Below are 18,929 nucleotides of genomic sequence, written 5' to 3' on the forward strand. Positions count from 1 at the left end.
TCTTTTTTTGCCCTTACTTCAGGGCCTGGATGAACTGTGGATCGCTGTACAGATTCTTCAGCAAGTCCTGCAGCATCGGGTTGTAGGCGTTGGTCGCGTTGGGGATCGCGATAAAGCCGAAAAAGCTGCTGTTCCACTGATGGCTGACATCTTTGGTGGCGTCGTACACCACATCGTTGCCATTGCGCAGGGTGAAGCGCGCAGCGATGGTGCCGTCACCTGTGCCCATGCCGGCGTTCAACTGGTTTTTCACTACCAGCACTTGCAGATGACGCGTCGCCTGCGGATCAAGCAGACCGGCCTTGCGCAGTTCTTCGGTGATTGCGTCCTGGATATGCGCCGGGATGCTGCCTGTCGGCGACTTGATCGGGTTGGCGCGGACCATCAACGAGCCTTCGCCCGATTCGGCAGTGACCTGCGGATTGCTGATCGCGTGCAGCGGCGGGGTTTGCTTGAGCTTTTGAACGTTCTCGAAGCTTGGCTCGTAGCGGGTCATGGTCATGCCACAGCCTTGCAGGAGCAGAGCAAACAGCGGGACCAACAGCAGCGATTTTTTCACGGCAGTTCCTTGCGCGTAGAAGAGGGGGGCGAATTATGGGCAGAGTGCCATCATTGGGCAACTGTCTTCGCCGCCTCATTCACGTTGCCGCAACAAGCCCTCGATCTGCGCCAGTTCCCAGGTACTTAACAGACTCACCGGATCGGTGCCGAAACGCTGCCGGGTGTCGAGGGTCCATTGGCGGCCGTCCGGGCAAAAACAATCAGCGCAGTGATGCAGGCGCTGGCCGTCGAAGTCCAGCTGCAAACGCCAGCCTTCGATTTCGACCGACACCCGATCCGCTCGTGCGCTCGTCACCCGCAAGGTACACACGCCCAACGCGGCATCGCGCAATCGCTGGCACACTTCGCGGCTGGTCAATTCGGTCGGCATCCTGGGCTCCATAGCCTGAAACAGCGCGTCAGCATAGAGCGCACGCCAGCGGATGTCAGCGATCACTGGCCCACGCCGGTGCATTTGCGTAACATCCGCAACCCTCTTTTTCCGCAGCGCTCTTTTGCGCAAATGCATGCGGCCGCGCCCGTCGGCCGCTCTGTCAGGTAAGCCATGAAACCGATTCGTCTGCGCGCCGATGTCCTGGCCGGACTCACCACCTCGTTTGCCCTGTTGCCCGAATGCATTGCGTTTGCGCTGGTGGCTCATCTCAATCCGCTGATGGGCCTGTACGGCGCCTTCATCATTTGCACGTTGACCGCGTTGTTCGGTGGCCGGCCGGGCATGGTTTCCGGGGCCGCCGGTTCGATGGCGGTGGTGATCGTCGCGCTGGTGGTTCAGCACGGTGTGCAATATCTGCTGGCGACGGTATTGCTCGGCGGTTTGATCATGATGGCGTTCGGTCTGTTGCGACTGGGCAAACTGGTGCGCATGGTGCCGCACCCGGTGATGCTCGGGTTCGTCAACGGTCTGGCGATCATCATTGCGTTGGCGCAACTGGAGCATTTCAAGAGCGGTGAGCAGTGGCTCAGCGGCACGCCGTTGTACCTGATGACCGGGCTGGTGCTGCTGACCATGGCCATCGTCTATGTCTTGCCACGCCTGACCCGGGCTGTGCCGCCGGCGCTGGTGGCGATCCTCGGCGTCGGTTTGCTGGTTTATGTGCTCGGTCTGCCGACCCGTACCCTCGGCGACATGGCGCACATCGCCGGCGGCTTGCCGACGTTCGCCTTGCCGGACATCCCGTGGACGCTGGACACCCTGCGCATCATCGCGCCTTACGCGATTCTGATGGCGCTGGTCGGCCTGCTGGAAACCCTGCTGACCCTCAACCTCACCGACGAAATCACCGAAACCCGTGGCTACCCGGATCGCGAGTGTGTGGCGCTGGGCGCGGCAAACGTAGTCTCCGGCGCGTTCGGCGGCATGGGTGGTTGCGCAATGATTGGCCAGACTGTGATCAACCTCAGCTCCGGCGGACGCGGACGCTTGTCCGGCGTAGTGGCGGGTGTGTTGATTCTGCTGTTCATCCTGTTTCTGTCGCCGCTGATCGAGCGGATTCCGCTGGCGGCATTGGTGGGGGTGATGTTCGTGGTGTCGCAACAGACTTTCGCCTGGGCGTCATTGAGGGTGCTGAACAAAGTGCCGCTCAACGATGTGCTGGTGATCATCGCGGTAACGACCATCACCGTGTTCACCGACCTGGCCACGGCGGTCTTGTGCGGGATCATTATCGCGGCGTTGAATTTTGCCTGGCAGCAAGCGCGCGAGCTGTACGCCGACGAACATCTGGAAGCGGACGGCAGCAAACTCTATCGCCTGCACGGCACGCTGTTCTTTGCCTCGACCACGCCGTTCCTCAATCAGTTCGACCCGGCCAACGACCCGCAGCGGGTGACGCTGGATTGCCGGCACCTGAGCTTCGTCGATTACTCGGCCATCGCGGCGCTGAAAACCCTGCGTGAACGCTACGCCAAGGCCGGCAAGCAGTTGCAGGTGTTTCACCTGTCCGAGCGCTGCAAGAAGTTGCTGAAACGCGCCGGGGTCGATCACGACTGACGCGTCCTACGCAGTACAAAATTCAATGTGGGAGCGAGCTTGCTCGCGATAGCGGAGTATCAATCGACAAAGATGCCGACTGATCCACCGCCATCGCGAGCAAGCTCGCTCCCACAGTTTTTTGCATTACGCTGGATTTTCAATGGCGGGGAAATCGATGTCGGTCAGCGCCGCGTTGTTCAGGTAGTTGGTGAGGGTCTGCGCGGCGACGATGGCGATCACTTCGATGATCTTCTTGTCGTCGATGCCGGCAGCGCGGGCGGCGGCGATCTGTTCATCGCTCAGATGACCACGGGTTTCGGTCAGTTGATGGGCGAGGGTGGCAAAAGCATTCAATCGACCGTGACGTGCTTCGATGATTTCCTCTGCTGCCAGCCCGGCCTTGCTGGCGAACAGGGTGTGCGCCGCCAGGCAATAATCGCAACCGTTGACTTGCGAGGTGGCCAGATACACCGCCTCTTTTTCCTTGGCGCTCAGGGACGTTTTGCCCAAGGTTGCCGAGATTTGTACGTAGGCATCCAGCGCAACGGGCGCGGTGGCCAGGGTCTTGAACATATTGGGCAGGAAGCCGATTTTTTTCTGCACGCCTTCAAGTGTCGGGCGAGTGGCGTCGGTGGCGGTTTCGAGGCTGAGAGGGGCGATGCGGCTCATGGTGATTCTCCAAAAGTCCGGTGCGAAGTGCGCCGGGGATGGAGTGAATGCTACGGAACGCGGCTGGTGCTTTGGGTGCAAATCGTCGAGGATATGCGACAGATCGTCCAAACCTGTCGTTGCGAGAATCAGTCATGGATCGCCTTTCTACGTTACTCAGCCATTTCGGCGTCAATGCCGGCACCTTTCACAGCGGCACGTTTTGCGGGGTGAGCGCCTACGGCGGCGATCAGGTGTGCGGGCATGTGCATCTGTTGCAGGCGGGGGAGCTGCTGCTCAAACCGGGCAATGATCCTGAAATCTCGCTCAATGAACCGACCCTGATCTTTTTCCCCCGCCCCATGGCCCATCGCTTGTTCGCCAACGAAGCCATGGGCACGCAATTGGTGTGCGCATCGCTGACGTTCGACGGCGGCGCGGGTAATGCCCTCGCGGCAGCGCTGCCGGATTATCTGGTGCTGAAACTCGCCGACCTTCCCGAAATGGCCAACACTCTGGAGTGGCTGTTCAAGGAAGCGTTCGATGGCCATTGCGGGCGCGAAGCGGTGATGGATCGGCTGTTCGAATTACTGGTGATTCTGTTGTTGCGCCACCTCATCAGCAGTCGCCACCAGCAGCCGGGCATGATGGCGGGACTGGCGGATCCGAAGATTTCCCGAGCCTTGAACCTGATGCACGACCAACCGGCCAAGGCCTGGAGCGTCGCTGAACTGGCGAGCGCCGCCAACCTGTCTCGCGCCGGTTTCGCCGAACACTTCCGGCGGGTAGTGGGGCAGACGCCGGTGGATTATCTGGTGAACTGGCGGATCAGCCTCGCTCAGAAACGCCTGCGCGAGGGACGACCGATTGCCCTGATCGCCGAAGAGGTCGGTTATGAAAGTCCCTCGGCGCTGGCCCGGGCGTTTCGGCGCAAGACCGGGCTCAGCCCGCGGGAATGGAAATCCGGCGCAAGCTGAAAATTATTTGGCGAATTTCTTTGCCCCGGCCACGCACAGGATCACTCCCAGCGTAACCACCAGCATGCCCGCGCTGACATGCTCATGGAGCAAGGTCGCGGCCAGTGCCAGGCCAAAAAACGGCTGCAGCAATTGCAGCTGTCCGACCGCCGCAATCCCGCCCTGCGCCAGCCCGCGATACCAGAACACAAAACCGATCAGCATGCTGAACAGCGAAACGTAGGCCAGGCTCACCCACGCCGACAGGCTGATACCGCTGAGCGAGGCGGGCGCCAGCCACGCACTCAGCATGGCCATCACCGGCAACGACAGCACCAGCGCCCAACAGATCACCTGCCAGCCGCCGAGGGTGCGCGACAGTTTGGCGCCTTCGGCGTAACCGAGGCCGCAGGCGAGAATCGCCGCCAGCATCAGCAGATCGCCGGTGGGCGAGGCGGTCAGTCCTTGCGAGATCGCAAAACCCGTCACCAGCGAACTGCCCAATACCGAAAAAATCCAGAACACCGGACGCGGTCGTTCACCGCCGCGCAGTACGCCGAAAATAGCCGTCGCCAGCGGCAGCAATCCTACAAACACAATGGAATGCGCCGACGTCACGTATTGCAGCGCCAGGGCCGTCAACAACGGGAAACCCACGACCACGCCCAGCGCGACAATCAGCAATGACAACCACTGGTCCCGCGCCGGGTGCCGTTCGCGAAACAGCCACAGCAGACATAACGCCAGGACGCCGGCGATGGTTGCGCGGATGACCGTGAGAAACACCGGGTCGAATTCCAGCACTGCCAGCCGCGTGGCCGGCAACGACCCGCTGAAGATCACAACGCCGATGAAGCCGTTGATCCAGCCGCTGGTTTTTTCCAGGGCCGGGGTGCCGAGTTGGGTGGTTCGTTCCATACGCGTTGCGCTCAGAGGTGGGTTGCGTTGCAACAATCCTAGGGTCGAGAATCAGCACAATCAAAGAATTGTCATGGATACAGCCCGACATGCCGCGCTCCCGTTACAAAACCCTCGTCGACACCTATGCGGCTGACATTCGCGCCGGTCGCCTGCTGCCCGGCACGCGTTTGCCGACTCACCGACAACTGGCGGCCAGCGAAGGACTGGCGCTGGTTACCGCGTCGCGGGTGTATGCCGAGCTTGAGGCCATGGGTCTGGTCAGCGGCGAAGCCGGGCGCGGCACCTTCGTGCGGGAAACCTCGTTGTTGCCGGGGCAGGGCATCGATCAGAAAGATATCGCGGTCGGCATGATCGACCTCAACTTCAATTACCCGTCATTGCCGGGGCAGGCCGAGCTGCTGCGCACCGCGTTGCGGCAACTCGCGTTGTCCGGCGACCTCGAAGCGCTGCTGCGTTACCAGCCCCACGCCGGTCGCCAGCATGAGCGGGCCTCGGTGGCACGACACCTGCAAACACGGGACTTGAATGTCGAGGCCGAGCAGGTGCTGATCGTCAACGGTGCCCAGCAAGGGCTGGCGGTGACGCTGATGGCCTTGCTCAAACCCGGTGATGTGATCGCCGCCGACGCCTTGACCTATTCCGGATTCAAAGTGTTGGCCGAAGCGCTGCACCTTGAAGTGGTGGCGATTCCCGTCAATGAGCAGGGCCCCGATCTGGCGGCCCTCGACAAGCTCTGCCGCCAGCGCCTGGTGCGTGCGGTGTACAGCATGCCGACCCTGCACAACCCACTGGGCTGGGTGATGCCTCTGGAGCAACGTGAGGACTTGATCGCGATTGCCCGCCGGCATGATCTGACGATCATCGAAGACGCGGCCTACGCCTTTCTTGTCGATACCCCGCCGCCCCCGTTGGCGGTTCTGGCACCGGAACGCACCGTCTACGTTTCAGGCCTGTCGAAAAACATCGCCACCGGCCTGCGCGTAGGCTTCATCGCCGCGCCGGTCGAGCGGGTGGCGGCACTGGAGCGGATCATCCGCGCCACCACCTGGAACACGCCTGGCGTGATGACCGCCATCGCCTGCGGCTGGCTGGACGACGGCACCGTCACCTTGCTCGAAGCACAAAAGCGCAGCGATGCTCGGGCCCGGCAAACCCTGGCCGCGCAGATCCTCGACGGCCTGCCGACCGTGGGCCATCCCTCTTCGTATTTTCTTTGGCTGCCGCTGCCGGAAGATGTCCGGGCCGACCATATCGTGGTCGAGTTGATGCACGAACAGGTTTCCGTCACCACCGCAGAACCCTTCACTGTGTCCGCCCATGTGCCCCACGCAATTCGTCTGGCGCTGGGGTCGGTGGACATGCTTGTCCTGCGTCAAGCCTTGCTCAAAGTCCGTCAGGTGGTGGGCGCCTACCTGTAGCGCAACTTGCCGCGCCCGATTACCCTTGGCGCCGCCGACGATCTGGAAAACCCCTGATGAAAAACGCTGCATTCGCTCTCGCCCTGATCCTCAACGCAGGCCTGTTCAGCACGCCGACACTGGCAGCCGGTGACGCCGAGGCCGGCGCAAAAATCTTCCCGCGCCTGTGCGGCGGTTGCCATCAGGTCGGCGAATCCGCCCGCCCGGGCTTCGGCCCGGAACTCAACGGCATCATCGGCCGCCAAGCGGGGACGTCGGCGAATTACGTGTACTCCGACGCCATGAAAAACTCCGGCCTGACCTGGGATCGTGAAACGTTGACGAAGTATCTGAAGGATCCGAAGGGCGTGGTGCCGGGGACTCGGATGATCTTTTGGGGGCTGAGTGACGAGGAGAAGATTGATAATTTGTTGGCGTATTTGCAGACATTTCAGTCCGAGTAGTCGCGGCTGACCGGTTACAACACCAGAATCTTCGGTGACGTGATCAAACTGAAACGGTGCAGTAAGCACCGGTTGGACGTGAAAAAGCCCGGCTGATCAGGCCGGGCTTTTTGTTTGTTCAGCAGTAGAGCGTCAGATTCAGGCGACGCGACGTTCGATCAGACGATCAGCGCCACCTTCAGCAACGCGACGTTCAATCAGGCGATCAGCGCCACCTTCAGCAACACTGCGTTCGATCAAACGATCAGCGCCACCTTCAGCCACACGACGTTCGATCAGACGATCAGCGCCACCTTCAGCAACGCGGCGTTCGATCAGACGATCAGCGCCACCTTCAGCCACACGACGTTCGATCAGGCGATCAGCGCCACCTTCAGCAACGCGACGTTCGATCAGGCGATCAGCGCCACCTTCAGCCACACGACGTTCGATCAGTCGATCAGCGCCACCTTCAGCCACACGGCGTTCGATCAGACGATCAGCGCCACCTTCAGCAACGCGACGTTCGATCAAACGATCCGAACCACCCTCAGCCACACGACTTTCAATCAACCGGTCCGAACCGCCTTCGGCGATCATGGTGTGGGCGGGTTTGGCTGCAAAAGCGTTGACTGCAAGAACCGAGAAAGCGATGCCGAGAAGGATTTGGCGTTTCATGATCGTGTGCTCCAGGGGTGTTGTTTGTTGGGTATGGAGCGGATGTTACGCCGCGGATTTTTTATGAGAACTTCATTGACGTGATGTTGACTATCGACGCCAGCAATGAATGCCAGGACCCTTGTTCTAGGGCGCCAGCGGCCGAATGCACAGCTCTCCGGTGGCGCGGATCAATGCCAGATCATGCAGTGCATCACGACTCAGACCGGTGCGCGCCTTTGCCAGCCACGCCGGACAGTTCGGGTCGTGGCGGTAGGGTGTGAAGTCGGCATATTGCTGCAACAGACGGGTTTGCAACTCATCCAGACGCGGGCGAATCTGCTTGCCCAGATCCGGGCGCGGCGTATCGGGCGCCGCACCGGACGCTTGCCATTGTGCGAGCAAACCGTACTGCACCAGTTTGTTGGCCTCAATCTGCGCGGCGATCAACTGCGCGACGTCTTCCGGGTCGAGCTGGCGTTCGGTGGCGAGCTTGCGCGCGTTGTCGAGCACCTGCGCTTCACGGGGACTGTCCTGGATCGGCTTGCCGCTGTCCCATTTGGTCAGGGCGACGAGGTCACCGATGTTCAGGCGTTCGTTCAGGGTGTTCATCAATCCTTGCACTACCTCGGGCGAGGGCGCAGGGCTGGCGTGGGCAGTCGACGCCAGTACAGTCAATAAAGTGCAGCTCAGCAGAAACGGGGAACGGCGCATGGGAGGGATTCACTTCCTGTCGTGATGGAAAGACTATGCAGATGGGTCGAGGTGCAGATTACGAAGTTTTAATGCAAACGGGTACGACCTGAACGGCATTGCATACCTTAGACTCTGTCATCAGCTCCTGCCCCGAGATGGATCCTCAATGCAAACCCCCGCTCATTCCCCCCTCTGGAAAACCTACTTGCTGTTCCTGGCCCCAATGGTGCTGTCGAACTTCCTGCAATCGATGTCAGGCACGGTCAACAGCATCTACATCGGCCAGATGCTCGGCACGCAGGCGCTGGCGGCGGTGTCCGGCATGTTTCCGATCATCTTTTTCTTCATCGCGCTGGTCATCGGACTGGGCGCCGGGGCAGGGGTGCTGATCGGTCAGGCGTGGGGGGCGCGTGAGTCGCATATGGTCAAGGCGATTGCCGGGGCGACGCTGTTGCTGGGGGTATTGATCGGGCTGGTGGCGGCGGTGCTGGGCAGTGTGTTTGCGCGCCAGGCCTTGCAGGGGTTGGGGACGCCGACGGATGTGCTGGATGATGCGGTGGCCTATGCCCGGGTGATGATGTGGACCTTGCCGGTTGTGCTGGTGTACGTGCTGTTCACCCAGTTGTTGCGTGGGGTGAGCGACACGCTGTCGCCGATGCTGGCGCTGTTATTGTCGACCATTGTCGGGCTGGCGCTGACCCCGGCGTTCATTCGTGGCTGGTTCGGCCTGCCGCAACTGGGCATTCAGAGCGCGGCGTTCGCAGGCCTGGCCGGAACGCTGGCGGCGATGGCGTGGCTGTCATGGAGCCTGATCCGCAAGGGCCATCCGCTGGCGCCGGATCGCGAGTTTTTCGCGTCGCTGCGACTGGACGGCGCGATTCTCGGCAAAGTGCTGCGTATCGGTCTGCCCACCGGGGTGCAAATGATCGTGCTGTCGCTGTCGGAGCTGGTGATTCTGGCGCTGGTCAACCAGCACGGCTCGCAGGCGACGGCGGCGTATGGCGCGGTCACGCAGATCGTCAACTACGTGCAGTTTCCGGCGCTGTCGATTGCGATCACCGCGTCGATCCTCGGCGCCCAGGCGATCGGCGCCGGACGGCTGGAGCGGATGGGCCCGATCCTGCGCACCGGGCTGTGGATCAACGTGTGCCTGACCGGTGGTCTGATCCTGTCGGGTTACCTGTTGTCGCACTGGTTGCTCGGGCTGTTCCTGACCGAAGACTCGACCCGGGCGATGGCCGAACACCTGTTGCACATCATGTTGTGGAGCCTGCTGATCTTCGGTTTCCAGGCGATCATCGGCGGCATCATGCGCGCCAGCGGCACGGTGCTGGTGCCGGTGGGCGTGGCGATCATCTGCGTACTCGGCGTGCAATTGCCGGCGGCCTACTGGCTGGACGGGCAGTTCGGTCTGCAGGGCGTGTGGATGGCGTTTCCGATCGCGTATCTGGGGATGCTGGTGTTGCAGACGCTGTATTACACGCGGGTCTGGAAGCATCAGAAGATCGAGCGGCTAGTGTAGGAATCAACGAAAAATAACTGTTTTCCTGTCGCAAAGCGTCGTAGCTTAGCCGCCCATAACGATAAGGACATTGGAGCGGGTTCGTGGGTGTTTATCGATTGTTGCTGGCGGTGCTGGTGGCTTTGTCCCATATGGGGATCAAATTCGCGGGGCTGAATCCGGGTGTGGTCGCGGTGATCTCGTTTCTGATCATCAGCGGTTTCGTGATGACCTCGCTCATCGAACGCAATTACAACGCATTGAGTAAAGTCGGCCTGTTTTACGTGGACCGGGCGTTGCGGCTCTACCCACAGTTCCTGTTCTATCTGTGCCTGTCCTGTGCCGTGATCTATTTCTTGCTGCCCGGTACGCCTCAGGCTGCCGAGCTGACCTTCAGGCACATCGTCGCGAACCTGACGATCGTGCCCCTCGATTTCTACATGTTCGGACTGGCCGGAACCGAACTCATGCCGCCGGCGTGGTCGCTGGGGCTGGAGCTGTGTTTCTACCTCGCGATTCCGTTTCTGCTGATCTTCAAACTTCGCGGGGTGGCATTCGTGCTGTCCGTCGCGGTGTTCCTGGTCGCCTGCCTGGGCTACATCAACACCGATGTCTATGGCTACCGACTGCTGCCGGGCGTGTTGTTCATGTTTCTCTGCGGCAGCTATCTTTACGGCAAGCAAGCCAAGGGCCGGTTGATCGTGGCAGGCACCCTGGTGGGGGCGGCCTTGCTGTTTATCGCAATCATGGCTGGCTGGATCGAGCGGCGCCCCTTCAATGCCGAAGTGACACTGGGCGTCGCGCTGGGCATTCCCGCCGTGTTTTTGCTGACGAAACTGCGCCAGCATCCGCTTGACGAATTCTTCGGCAACATCAGTTATGGGGTGTTTCTCAATCATTTCGTGGCGATGTACCTGCTGCGTGCCCTTTGGCCGCTGGCCTACATCGGCTGGTACACCGAAGCCGTGATGGTCTTGTCCTTTGTCATGAGCATCGTGTCCTACCATGCCGTCGAACGACCGGCCCTGAAGCTGCGTCACAAAGTGCGGGCCGGCGTGCGATTGGGCGTGGCACAGGCACCCGGCAGTCAATCGGTTGCCTGAATGGCTTCAGTCCGGTTGGCCAGCCCGGATCTTTGGACGCCGATGTTGCCACGGCAACGCTTCTTCAAGTTGCGCTGCCAGGCGCGTATGGCCGACGAAGTGGCGTAACCGAAGGATGTTTGCTTAAGTCATTCGAGACCCATCGGGCGCCGGAGCATTCCATGTCGATTCGATTGTTGTTGGCGGCCGCGTGTTGCTTGATCGTCGTCCCTGCCGCGCAGGCGGTTGAGTACACCCGGGTCAATACCACCGCCAGCCAGATCAGTTTCACTTACAACCAGATGGGCTCGCGGATGTACGGCACGTTCGGCAAGTTCGACGCGACGCTGGATTTCGACACCGACAACCTCGCCAGTGCCCGCACCACACTGCACATCGACCTCACCAGCATCGACGCCGGCAGTGAAGACGCCAACACCGAACTGGTGAAACCGGCATGGTTCGACACCGAAAAATTCCCGGTGGCAGTGTTCGAATCGACCCGCTTCAGCCCGGCCGGGGACAACCGTTATCTGGTCGACGGCCACCTCACCCTCAAAGGCATCACCCGGGAGGTGCAGGTGCCGGTGCAGCTCAAGCCCGACAGCAGCATCGGCATCTTCGACGGCGAACTGGTGCTCAAGCGCGACGAGTTCGGCCTCGGCGCGGGGGAGTGGGCCGATACCGTGGTGTCGAAGGATATCGACATCAAGTTCAAGGTCGTTACCCCCGCGCAGTGACCGGCCTCAATACGCCCGCCAGTGCCCCGGCATCCAGCGCCATTGGTTGCCGGCCCAGCGGTAATGCCCGGCGACCCAGTGATAGCCCGGCGCAGGCATTGCCGGAACCACTTCGACGATCGGGGGTGGCCGATGCGGGCGAGCCGGTTCGACGACACAGCCTGACAAAGCGATTGCCACCAGCGTGGCAGCGAGCAAGGGTTTCATGGTTTTCGGGGAACGCGGAACGTTCATGACAGCTCCTCAAGGCCTGCGTCGGGAAATCAAAGCAGCTGAAAATTGGACGCCAAATCGGCGAAAAGTCCGTTCTCGGGCAGATGAAATTTTTGTCAGGCTTGCACAAGGTATGATGTCGCGGTTCGCCGGTCGCTAAAGCTGCGCGGCAACTTGTGTTTTACCGTTGGAGTCCGCCCGCCATGCCCCGCATCACCCACTACAAATCCCCATGCCCCGAAGGTGTCAACAGCCAGATCCTGCAGATGGTGGTCGATAACCTGACCGACATCAGTGCCATCGGCCTCGGCCCGAGCAACCTGCTGTACAACGTCTATCAGTACGCGGTGGGCTACGAGGTGCATCTGTATCTGGAGGCATTGAACGGCGAGAAGGGCACAGAAGTGGAACTGCTGGTGGCCACCGACGACGATGATCCGGAGCAGGTGACCGGCTTCCTGTTGTACCTGCCGGTGCAGGGCGATTGGGAGGCGTGCAACGTGGCCTATCTGGCGGTGCGCGAGGGGCATCGGCGTCAGGGCGTGGGCCGTTCGTTGATCGCGGACATGGTGGCGCGTTACCCCCATGCCGAGTTGACCTGCAGCGTCGGCAAGGTGCCGTATTTCGAGGCGCTGGGCTTTGAAGTGCTGGGTCGATTGGAGACGCAGGTGCTGATGAGCACCCGGCATTACCGCAGCAACGGGCTGCGCGGTTTCATCGACACCACACCGATCTACCGCTCACTGGAAGTGCAGCAAATCCACACCTACCTGCTGCAAAAACACGGCAAACGCGCAATGCTCGATGCGGAGAAACAGCGCGACCGGCATCTGGATCAGGTCACTCGGCGCACTGAAGAATTTGTCCGCCAGCGCCTGACCGTTCACTGATTCTCTTCGAAACGGCAAAAGCCCTTGTTGCGATCAGCGCAGCAAGGGCTTTTTTGTGCCGGTGATATCAGGACAGTTTCACGTTCATGGTGATGCGCGCCGTAAACACTTTCTTGCCCTCGGCATCATGGACATCCACCGGCACGATCTTGTCGCCTTCGGTCTGCCAGTCCAGCCCGTCGCCATTGGCCACGGCGGTCACGTCGGTCTTGGCCTTGGCCAGGTATTCGACGGTCATGCCTTTGGGAATCCAGCGCGCGCCGGCGGGAATCGACACGTCGGTCATCATCCCGGCCGCCAGTTCGGCGGCATTGCACAGGGCGATGGCATGCACGGTGCCGAGGTGGTTGGTGATCTCGCGGCGAAACGGCACTTGTACTTGCGCCGAACCGGCGCGCAATTCAGTCACCAGCGGGTTGATGGTGCTGAAGTACGGCGCGACCTGGCAGGCCATCTGGCTGAACGCCTGGGAACCGACGCTGTTGAACATGCTGAGAAACTGACTCATGGAAGAAGCCTCGCGGTTAGAGATTTACAGAATGATGTTCCGTTACAGAATAATGTTCTGTAACGGAACGGTATTCTGTCCGCGGGAAATCTGTCAACCTGTGCGCGTTTCGATGACCGGCACCGATGTGCCCTTTACCCGGATTTTCAACGCCCATGGACACCGCAGATCTACTCGAACGCAGCTACCCCGGCCGCCGCGCCGAACTCAAGCGCGACATCTTTCGCAAGGCCTTGCGCCTGTTCAACGAGCAAGGCATCGAGGCCACCACCATCGAAATGATCCGTGCCGAGTGCGACACCAGCGTCGGAGCGATCTACCACCATTTCGGCAACAAGGAAGGACTGGTGGCCGCGCTGTTCTTCACCGCGCTGGAGGATCAGGCGCGCCTGCGTGACGCCTATCTGGCGGAGGCGACGACCACCGAAGAGGGCGTGCAGGCGCTGGTCTACAGCTACGTGGATTGGGTCGAGAACCAGCCTGAATGGGCGCGGTTCCAGTATCACGCGCGTTATGCCGTGACCCGGGGCCCGCACAAGGATGAACTGGCCGAGCGCAACAAGACTCGCAACCTGGGCCTGCGCAACTGGCTGGCCGAGTCCGGACGCGCCGCTGAACTCAACGAGTGCCCGGCCGAACTGTTGCCGTCGCTGATCGTCGGTCAGGCCGACAGCTATTGCCGGGCGTGGTTGTCCGGGCGAGTGCAGGGCAGTCCGAAGGCGTATCGCGAATTGCTGGCCCAGGCCGCATGGCGTTCGATCCGCCGCGAACCCGAACGCTGATTTTCAGAGACAAAAAAAGAGCCTCAAGACTCTTTGATGGGGAGGAAGTAGAGCCCGCGAGGCTCAAGATGCGCATGAAGCCAGGTGCGGGCTTGATTGGGGTTCAGAGCACCCGCACCTCCGCAGCAGCCTGGTGGCCCAGGCGACTGCGTAACTCCATCGTAGGAAGGTGAGGTTATGCACTCAAGTACCGTCAGTCACCTGCATTTGAGGCGCGGGCGGCTCCCTCCACCCCAGGGGCATCAGCGTGTCAGCGAGCGCCCGGCCAGCCGGCTTTTTCGAGGGCTGCGCGCAGGGTGGCAGCATCCAGCCCCGACACCGAATGCCCGTTGCCTTCGGTACTGTCGCTGGCCAGCAAGGCGTTGATGATCGCTTCTTCCACCGCCTCGGTCGCCGCCAGAAACAGCTCGCTGATGTGGTCGTTGTTGACCATGCGCAGGCCGTCGCAGGTCGGTGAACCTTTGCCTTCATAGGCGGCGGGCGGGACATGATCGTTGCCGGTGGCGAAGGCGATGAAAATGTCGCCGCTGTGATCCTCGTTGCCGCCGCCGGTGCGCGCCAGACCGAGGCTCGCCCGTTGCGCCAGCCGCGTGCATTGATGCGGCAGCAACGGCGCATCGGTGGCCAGGCACACGACGATCGAGCCCATGCCCGGATGCGGCAACGAAGCGCGCAGGAACGGCGAATCCACCTGTTCCATGTAACGCCCGACCGGGTAGCCGTCGACCCGCAACTCGCTGCGAATCCCGTGGTTGGCCTGGACGATGGCGCCCACCGTCCAGCCACCCTGAACCTTGCTCAATCGGCGTGATGCGGTGCCGATCCCGCCCTTGAATTCATGGCAGATCATGCCGCTGCCACCGCCCACCGCGCCTTCCTGCACAGGGCCGTCAACGGCATTGTTCAGCGCTTCGGCCACATGTCTGGGCTGCACATGAAAGCCGTTGATGTCGTTGAGCAGACCATCGAAGGTTTCCAGCACTACCGGCATGTTCCAGTAGAGCCGACCGTCGTCCGGTTGCTGCTCGCGATCCAGTTCGATCAAGGCATCGCGCACCACACCCAGGCTGTGGGTGTTGGTGAAGGCGATCGGACTGGTCAGCAGGCCGGCCTCACGAATCCATTCCAGCCCTGTGGCATCGCCGTTGCCGTTGAGTACATGAACGCCAGCGAAACACGGTTGCGCGTTGGGCGAACCGACGCGGGGTTCGATCAGGGTGACGCCGGTGCAAATGTCACGACCGCTGGCGCTGCGGCCGCGCACGTTGCTGTGGCCGACCCGTACGCCGGGTACGTCGGTGATGGCGTTGAGCGGGCCGGGCTGCAATTGGCCGATGCGGATATGGAGATCGCGGGCACGTGGTTTCATTGATGTTCTCTCTATTGGAAGGCAGTGATTTGAATAGTTGTTACTGGCCATTCTTGATCTTGCTCCAGACCCGCGTGCGCACTCGCTCGGTGGCTTTGGGCAACGGCTCGAGGGTGTACAACGTGGCCATCGCCGTGGCGGACGGGTATACCGCCGGGTTGTCGCGAGTGGTCCGGGCAACCAGTGCCGTGGCGGCGCGATTGCCATTGGGGTAGGAAAGGTGATCGCTGACCGGTGCAATCACTTCGGGCCGCAGCAAATAGTCAATGAACGCGAGACCCTGAGCCGGATGCGGCGCGTCCTTGAGCAACACCAGCGTGTCGAACCACACCGGCGCGCCTTCCTTCGGCAGGCTGTACTGAATTTTCACGCCGTTGCCGGCCTGCTCGGCGTTGGTCTTGGCTTCGAGCATCGCGCCGGACCAGCCGACTGCCACGCAAATGTTGCCGTTGGACAGATCGCTGATGAATTTCGAGGAATTGAAGTAGGCGATGTGCGGGCGCAGTTTCAGCAGCAGCGCTTCGGCTTTCTGATAGTCCGCGGCGTTGGTGCTGTTCGGCGGCAGGCCGAGGTAGTGCAGCGCGACCGGGAGCATTTCCGAGGGCGAATCAAGCATCGCCACGCCGCATTCGCCGAGCCTGGCCAGGTTTTCTTCCTTGAACACCAGATCCCAGGAATCCACTGGCGCCTTGTCGCCCAGCACGGCACGTACCTTGTCGACGTTGTAGCCGATGCCGTTGGTGCCCCACAGATACGGCACGGCGTACTGGTTGCCGGGGTCGTTGTTGGCCAGTTTGCCGAGCAGATCGTTGTCAAGGTTCTTCCAGCCCGGCAGTTGTTCGCGGGGCAACGGGGCGAGGGCGCCGGCCTTGATCAGGGTCGGCAGGCTGAAGTTGCTCGCCACCACCACGTCGTAGCCGCTGCGGCTGGTCATCAGTTTGCCTTCCAGCACCTCGGCGCTGTCGAAGGTGTCGTAGACCGGTTCGATACCGCTGTCACGCTTGAAGTCATGCAGGGTGTTCGGGCCGATGTAGTCGTACCAGTTGTAGACATGCACGCTCGGCGCATCGGCCGCCTGCGCACTCAGCGCTGCGGACAAAACGCCCATCAGCCCCAGGTTGATATACCCACGATGACCACGCATGATGCGGCACTCCTGGCCTGTTGGCAGGCCGGTGATGAACAGGAGTGGTCAGCCTATCGGGCGGGCCGCACCGCACCCATTCCCATCATGGGTTACTCAAAAGGGGTAGTGCGTGGACGCGTTGCTGCAGGAATTGCCGGTGCATCAGAGCCTGTCGCGGGTGTTCGCAACGGTCGGTCAGGACGGTTTCTGGCGGGCGCTGGTGGATACGCTGCGGTTGCTGGTGCCGCTGGACAATGCGCTGGTGGCGGTGATGCAGGCGGGGCGGCCGCCGCAATTGCTGATCGACTTCGACAGCCAGGGGCGCGCCGACGAGCAGGAAGAACTGGCCGGTTACTGTGCCGGCATGTACCTGCTTGATCCGTTCTATCAGGCCGCCGTCGCCGGGATCGCCGACGGTCTGCACAGCCTCGCGGCCGTGGCGCCGGACCAGTTTCTGCACAGCGAGTACTACCAGAGCTACTTCCGTTCGGTGGTCGGCGCGGATGAGCTGCAATTTCTGGTCAATCTCGATGACGGCGTGCTGGGCTTGTCGATGGGCCGCTCGACGGCGTTCAGTTTGCAGGAGCAGGGGCGCCTGCTCTGCGTGCGGGACTGGGTGCTGTCAGCGATGCGCCGGCATGTGCAGTTGATGCCGCCGCAAGGCGCAGCGGTCGAGGCGCCGGTCGGTGATATTGCGGCGCTGCTCGACCGCTTCGACGCCCGCCTGACTGTGCGCGAAATCGACACGGCGCGCCTGATTCTCCAGGGCTTTTCCAGCAAGGCCATCGCCCAGTACATGAGCATTTCGCCGGAGACCGTGAAGGTGCACCGGCGCAATCTCTATCACAAGCTCAACGTCACCGGGCATGGCGAGTTGTTTGCGCTGGTATTGCGCCCGCGCTGACGGGGTCAGCCGATCTGCTTGAACAGCAGCGCCTTCAGGCCGCTTTCAGGATCGACATCGGGAAACTCCGGCGGATTCTCCAACCTTTGCTCGAAGCGCAGGCTTGGCGCTTCCTGGGTCACGCCGTCGATCAGGAAGTTCGAACCGAACGAAGGATCGTTCATGCACGCCAGCACCGTGCCTTGCGCGGTGAGCAGTTCCGGCAGACGACGCAGCACACGCCGGTAATCCTTGGTCAGCAGAAAACTGCCTTTCTGGAACGACGGCGGGTCGATGATCACCAAATCGTACGGGCCGCTGTTGATCACCTTGCCCCAGGATTTGAACAGGTCATGGCCCAGGAAACTCACCTTGCTCAGGTCATGCCCGTTCAACCGGTGATTGTCGCGGCCCCGGCTCAGGGCGGCGCGGGACATGTCGAGGTTGACTACATGGCTGGCGCCGCCCTCGATGGCCGCCACCGAGAAGCCGCAGGTGTAGGCGAACAGGTTCAGCACCCGTTTGCCCGCCGCTTGTTCGCGCACCCAGTTGCGGCCATAACGCATGTCGAGGAACAGCCCGGCGTTCTGCTTGCGGCCCAGGTCCACGCGGTATTTCAACCCGCCCTCGGCGATGGTCATTTCGTCGATCTCGTCCCCCAGCAGCCATTCGGCGGTGCTTTGCGGCAAGTAACGGTGCTGGATCAACAAAGTATGGGCGCCGGATTGCTGCCATTGCTCTGAATCGGTGATCTCCAGCAACAGACGTTTAAGGTCTTCCAGCTGCGAAGCCTCGGGCTCCTTGAACAGCGACACCAGCACCACGCCCTGCAGCCAGTCCACGGTGACTTGCTCCAGCCCCGGCCAGCAACGTCCGCGCCCATGGAACAGGCGCCGGGTTTCGGTCGGTGCCGACGTCAGCGCCGTGAGCAGATGGGTGTGAAGAGTGGCGAGGGCTTGAGGGTTCATCAATCGGAATCGGCCAGAAAAAGGGCGGGCATTTTAACCACAAACAGGCCGTGACGAGGGCTTGCCGACCGACGTTATCGAAAAGACCTGTATCTAAAATGAATTTCTGTACAAGGTGTCGCTCATACCAGATAAGCAGCGGGTTCAATCCGCTGAAAATGTTCATGTTGTTCAGGGAGTGCCAGTTCATGTGTCCAGTTCCGTCGTCGAGCGCGCACCTTCCTGACGGGTTGATTCTGGTAGTGGAAGACGATCCGTTGATTCTGGAGTTTCTGTGCGAAATTCTTCAGGAGGAAGGTTTCAAGGTGGAGCCGCAGACCAGCGCCGATGCGGCGTCGCAATACCTGGAGGAGCACGCGCCGGAAGTCGCGCTGTTGCTGACCGATATCACTATGCCCGGCACGCTTAACGGCGCCGACCTGGCCAATCTGGTCGGTGATCGCTGGCCGGACAAACCGGTGATGGTCATGTCCGGCTATGAAACACCGGAAACCTCGGGCGTGAAGCATCCGGTGGCGTTCATCAAGAAGCCCTGGGCCATCGGGCAGTTGCTCGATTGCGTCGACGGTGCGTTCAAATCCAAGGCGCCGCGGCTGCACTGAAGCGTCTCGCAAGT

General features: G+C 61.4%; 22 protein-coding genes. 11 read left to right on the forward strand and 11 right to left on the reverse strand.

Annotated features, from left to right (window positions below):
* Positions 1-13 precede the first annotated feature (13 nt).
* Together CAF79_RS18115 and CAF79_RS18120 are read right to left on the reverse strand one after the other, a co-directional pair.
* Positions 14-559: a hypothetical protein gene (locus tag CAF79_RS18115; protein WP_085699191.1), complete on the reverse strand. Its 546-nt coding sequence runs from the start codon at positions 557-559 to the stop codon at positions 14-16.
* A 75-nt stretch (positions 560-634) separates the two neighbouring features.
* Positions 635-931, reverse strand: a complete 297-nt coding sequence (locus tag CAF79_RS18120) for a hypothetical protein (protein ID WP_085699193.1) — start codon at positions 929-931, stop codon at positions 635-637.
* 174 nt (positions 932-1,105) lie between these two features.
* On the opposite strand from CAF79_RS18120, the gene CAF79_RS18125 reads away from it, so the two are divergent.
* Entirely contained in the window at positions 1,106-2,551 is a 1,446-nt protein-coding gene (locus CAF79_RS18125; protein WP_085699195.1) for a SulP family inorganic anion transporter, read from the forward strand.
* 126 nt (positions 2,552-2,677) lie between these two features.
* On the opposite strand, the gene CAF79_RS18130 is transcribed toward CAF79_RS18125, so the two are convergent.
* A complete protein-coding gene (locus CAF79_RS18130; RefSeq protein WP_085699197.1) occupies positions 2,678-3,202 on the reverse strand; it encodes a carboxymuconolactone decarboxylase family protein in 525 nt (174 codons plus the stop codon).
* Positions 3,203-3,336: 134 nt separating this feature from the next.
* Between CAF79_RS18130 and CAF79_RS18135 the strand changes: the two genes are divergently transcribed.
* Positions 3,337-4,158: an AraC family transcriptional regulator gene (locus CAF79_RS18135; protein ID WP_085699199.1), complete on the forward strand. Its 822-nt coding sequence runs from the start codon at positions 3,337-3,339 to the stop codon at positions 4,156-4,158.
* Between the two features lie 3 nt (positions 4,159-4,161).
* Here CAF79_RS18135 and CAF79_RS18140 read toward each other — a convergent pair whose 3' ends face one another.
* The gene (locus tag CAF79_RS18140) at positions 4,162-5,055 is read right to left on the reverse strand and encodes a DMT family transporter (protein WP_085699201.1); all 894 of its coding nucleotides are present in this window, start codon (positions 5,053-5,055) and stop codon (positions 4,162-4,164) included.
* 89 nt (positions 5,056-5,144) lie between these two features.
* On the opposite strand from CAF79_RS18140, the gene CAF79_RS18145 reads away from it, so the two are divergent.
* Positions 5,145-6,476 (forward strand): PLP-dependent aminotransferase family protein, encoded by a 1,332-nt coding sequence (locus CAF79_RS18145; protein ID WP_085699203.1) that lies wholly within the window; start codon positions 5,145-5,147, stop codon positions 6,474-6,476.
* A 56-nt stretch (positions 6,477-6,532) separates the two neighbouring features.
* Positions 6,533-6,919, forward strand: coding sequence for a cytochrome c family protein (locus CAF79_RS18150; protein WP_085699205.1), 387 nt, complete (start codon positions 6,533-6,535; stop codon positions 6,917-6,919).
* Positions 6,920-7,057: 138 nt separating this feature from the next.
* On the opposite strand, the gene CAF79_RS18155 is transcribed toward CAF79_RS18150, so the two are convergent.
* Both CAF79_RS18155 and CAF79_RS18160 read right to left on the reverse strand, forming a co-directional pair.
* On the reverse strand, positions 7,058-7,576 hold the full coding sequence (locus CAF79_RS18155; RefSeq protein WP_085699207.1) for a phage infection protein: 519 nt from the start codon (positions 7,574-7,576) through the stop codon (positions 7,058-7,060).
* Positions 7,577-7,702: 126 nt separating this feature from the next.
* Entirely contained in the window at positions 7,703-8,269 is a 567-nt protein-coding gene (locus tag CAF79_RS18160) for a chorismate mutase (protein WP_085699217.1), read from the reverse strand.
* Between the two features lie 148 nt (positions 8,270-8,417).
* Here CAF79_RS18160 and CAF79_RS18165 point away from each other — a divergent pair, with 148 nt between their 5' ends.
* From CAF79_RS18165 to CAF79_RS18175, 3 genes are all read left to right on the forward strand, one after another.
* Positions 8,418-9,773 carry an MATE family efflux transporter gene (locus CAF79_RS18165; protein ID WP_085699219.1) on the forward strand — a complete coding sequence of 452 codons (1,356 nt, stop codon included), beginning with the start codon at positions 8,418-8,420 and terminating at the stop codon, positions 9,771-9,773.
* Positions 9,774-9,856: 83 nt separating this feature from the next.
* Positions 9,857-10,855 carry an acyltransferase gene (locus tag CAF79_RS18170; protein ID WP_085699221.1) on the forward strand — a complete coding sequence of 333 codons (999 nt, stop codon included), beginning with the start codon at positions 9,857-9,859 and terminating at the stop codon, positions 10,853-10,855.
* A 161-nt stretch (positions 10,856-11,016) separates the two neighbouring features.
* Positions 11,017-11,574 carry a YceI family protein gene (locus CAF79_RS18175; RefSeq protein ID WP_085699223.1) on the forward strand — a complete coding sequence of 186 codons (558 nt, stop codon included), beginning with the start codon at positions 11,017-11,019 and terminating at the stop codon, positions 11,572-11,574.
* 6 nt (positions 11,575-11,580) lie between these two features.
* On the opposite strand, the gene CAF79_RS18180 is transcribed toward CAF79_RS18175, so the two are convergent.
* Positions 11,581-11,808 (reverse strand): YXWGXW repeat-containing protein, encoded by a 228-nt coding sequence (locus CAF79_RS18180; protein WP_085699224.1) that lies wholly within the window; start codon positions 11,806-11,808, stop codon positions 11,581-11,583.
* A gap of 182 nt (positions 11,809-11,990) precedes the next feature.
* On the opposite strand from CAF79_RS18180, the gene CAF79_RS18185 reads away from it, so the two are divergent.
* On the forward strand, positions 11,991-12,677 hold the full coding sequence (locus tag CAF79_RS18185; RefSeq protein ID WP_085699225.1) for a GNAT family N-acetyltransferase: 687 nt from the start codon (positions 11,991-11,993) through the stop codon (positions 12,675-12,677).
* A 67-nt stretch (positions 12,678-12,744) separates the two neighbouring features.
* On the opposite strand, the gene CAF79_RS18190 is transcribed toward CAF79_RS18185, so the two are convergent.
* Positions 12,745-13,185 carry a hotdog fold domain-containing protein gene (locus CAF79_RS18190; protein ID WP_085699226.1) on the reverse strand — a complete coding sequence of 147 codons (441 nt, stop codon included), beginning with the start codon at positions 13,183-13,185 and terminating at the stop codon, positions 12,745-12,747.
* Positions 13,186-13,340: 155 nt separating this feature from the next.
* Between CAF79_RS18190 and CAF79_RS18195 the strand changes: the two genes are divergently transcribed.
* Positions 13,341-13,967, forward strand: coding sequence for a TetR/AcrR family transcriptional regulator (locus tag CAF79_RS18195; RefSeq protein WP_085699227.1), 627 nt, complete (start codon positions 13,341-13,343; stop codon positions 13,965-13,967).
* A gap of 250 nt (positions 13,968-14,217) precedes the next feature.
* Here CAF79_RS18195 and CAF79_RS18200 read toward each other — a convergent pair whose 3' ends face one another.
* Both CAF79_RS18200 and CAF79_RS18205 read right to left on the reverse strand, forming a co-directional pair.
* Entirely contained in the window at positions 14,218-15,336 is a 1,119-nt protein-coding gene (locus tag CAF79_RS18200) for a P1 family peptidase (protein ID WP_085699228.1), read from the reverse strand.
* Between the two features lie 40 nt (positions 15,337-15,376).
* Entirely contained in the window at positions 15,377-16,480 is a 1,104-nt protein-coding gene (locus CAF79_RS18205; RefSeq protein ID WP_085699229.1) for a polyamine ABC transporter substrate-binding protein, read from the reverse strand.
* Between the two features lie 112 nt (positions 16,481-16,592).
* On the opposite strand from CAF79_RS18205, the gene CAF79_RS18210 reads away from it, so the two are divergent.
* The gene (locus CAF79_RS18210; protein ID WP_085699230.1) at positions 16,593-17,366 is read left to right on the forward strand and encodes a helix-turn-helix transcriptional regulator; all 774 of its coding nucleotides are present in this window, start codon (positions 16,593-16,595) and stop codon (positions 17,364-17,366) included.
* A gap of 5 nt (positions 17,367-17,371) precedes the next feature.
* Here the strand turns inward: CAF79_RS18210 and CAF79_RS18215 are convergent, their stop codons facing one another.
* Positions 17,372-18,313: a class I SAM-dependent methyltransferase gene (locus CAF79_RS18215; RefSeq protein ID WP_085699231.1), complete on the reverse strand. Its 942-nt coding sequence runs from the start codon at positions 18,311-18,313 to the stop codon at positions 17,372-17,374.
* A 188-nt stretch (positions 18,314-18,501) separates the two neighbouring features.
* Between CAF79_RS18215 and CAF79_RS18220 the strand changes: the two genes are divergently transcribed.
* Positions 18,502-18,915, forward strand: a complete 414-nt coding sequence (locus CAF79_RS18220) for a response regulator (RefSeq protein WP_085699232.1) — start codon at positions 18,502-18,504, stop codon at positions 18,913-18,915.
* Positions 18,916-18,929: the final 14 nt, after the last annotated feature.

The sequence above is a fragment of the Pseudomonas sp. B26(2017) genome (assembly GCF_002113045.1).
Taxonomy (GTDB): Bacteria; Pseudomonadota; Gammaproteobacteria; order Pseudomonadales; family Pseudomonadaceae; genus Aquipseudomonas.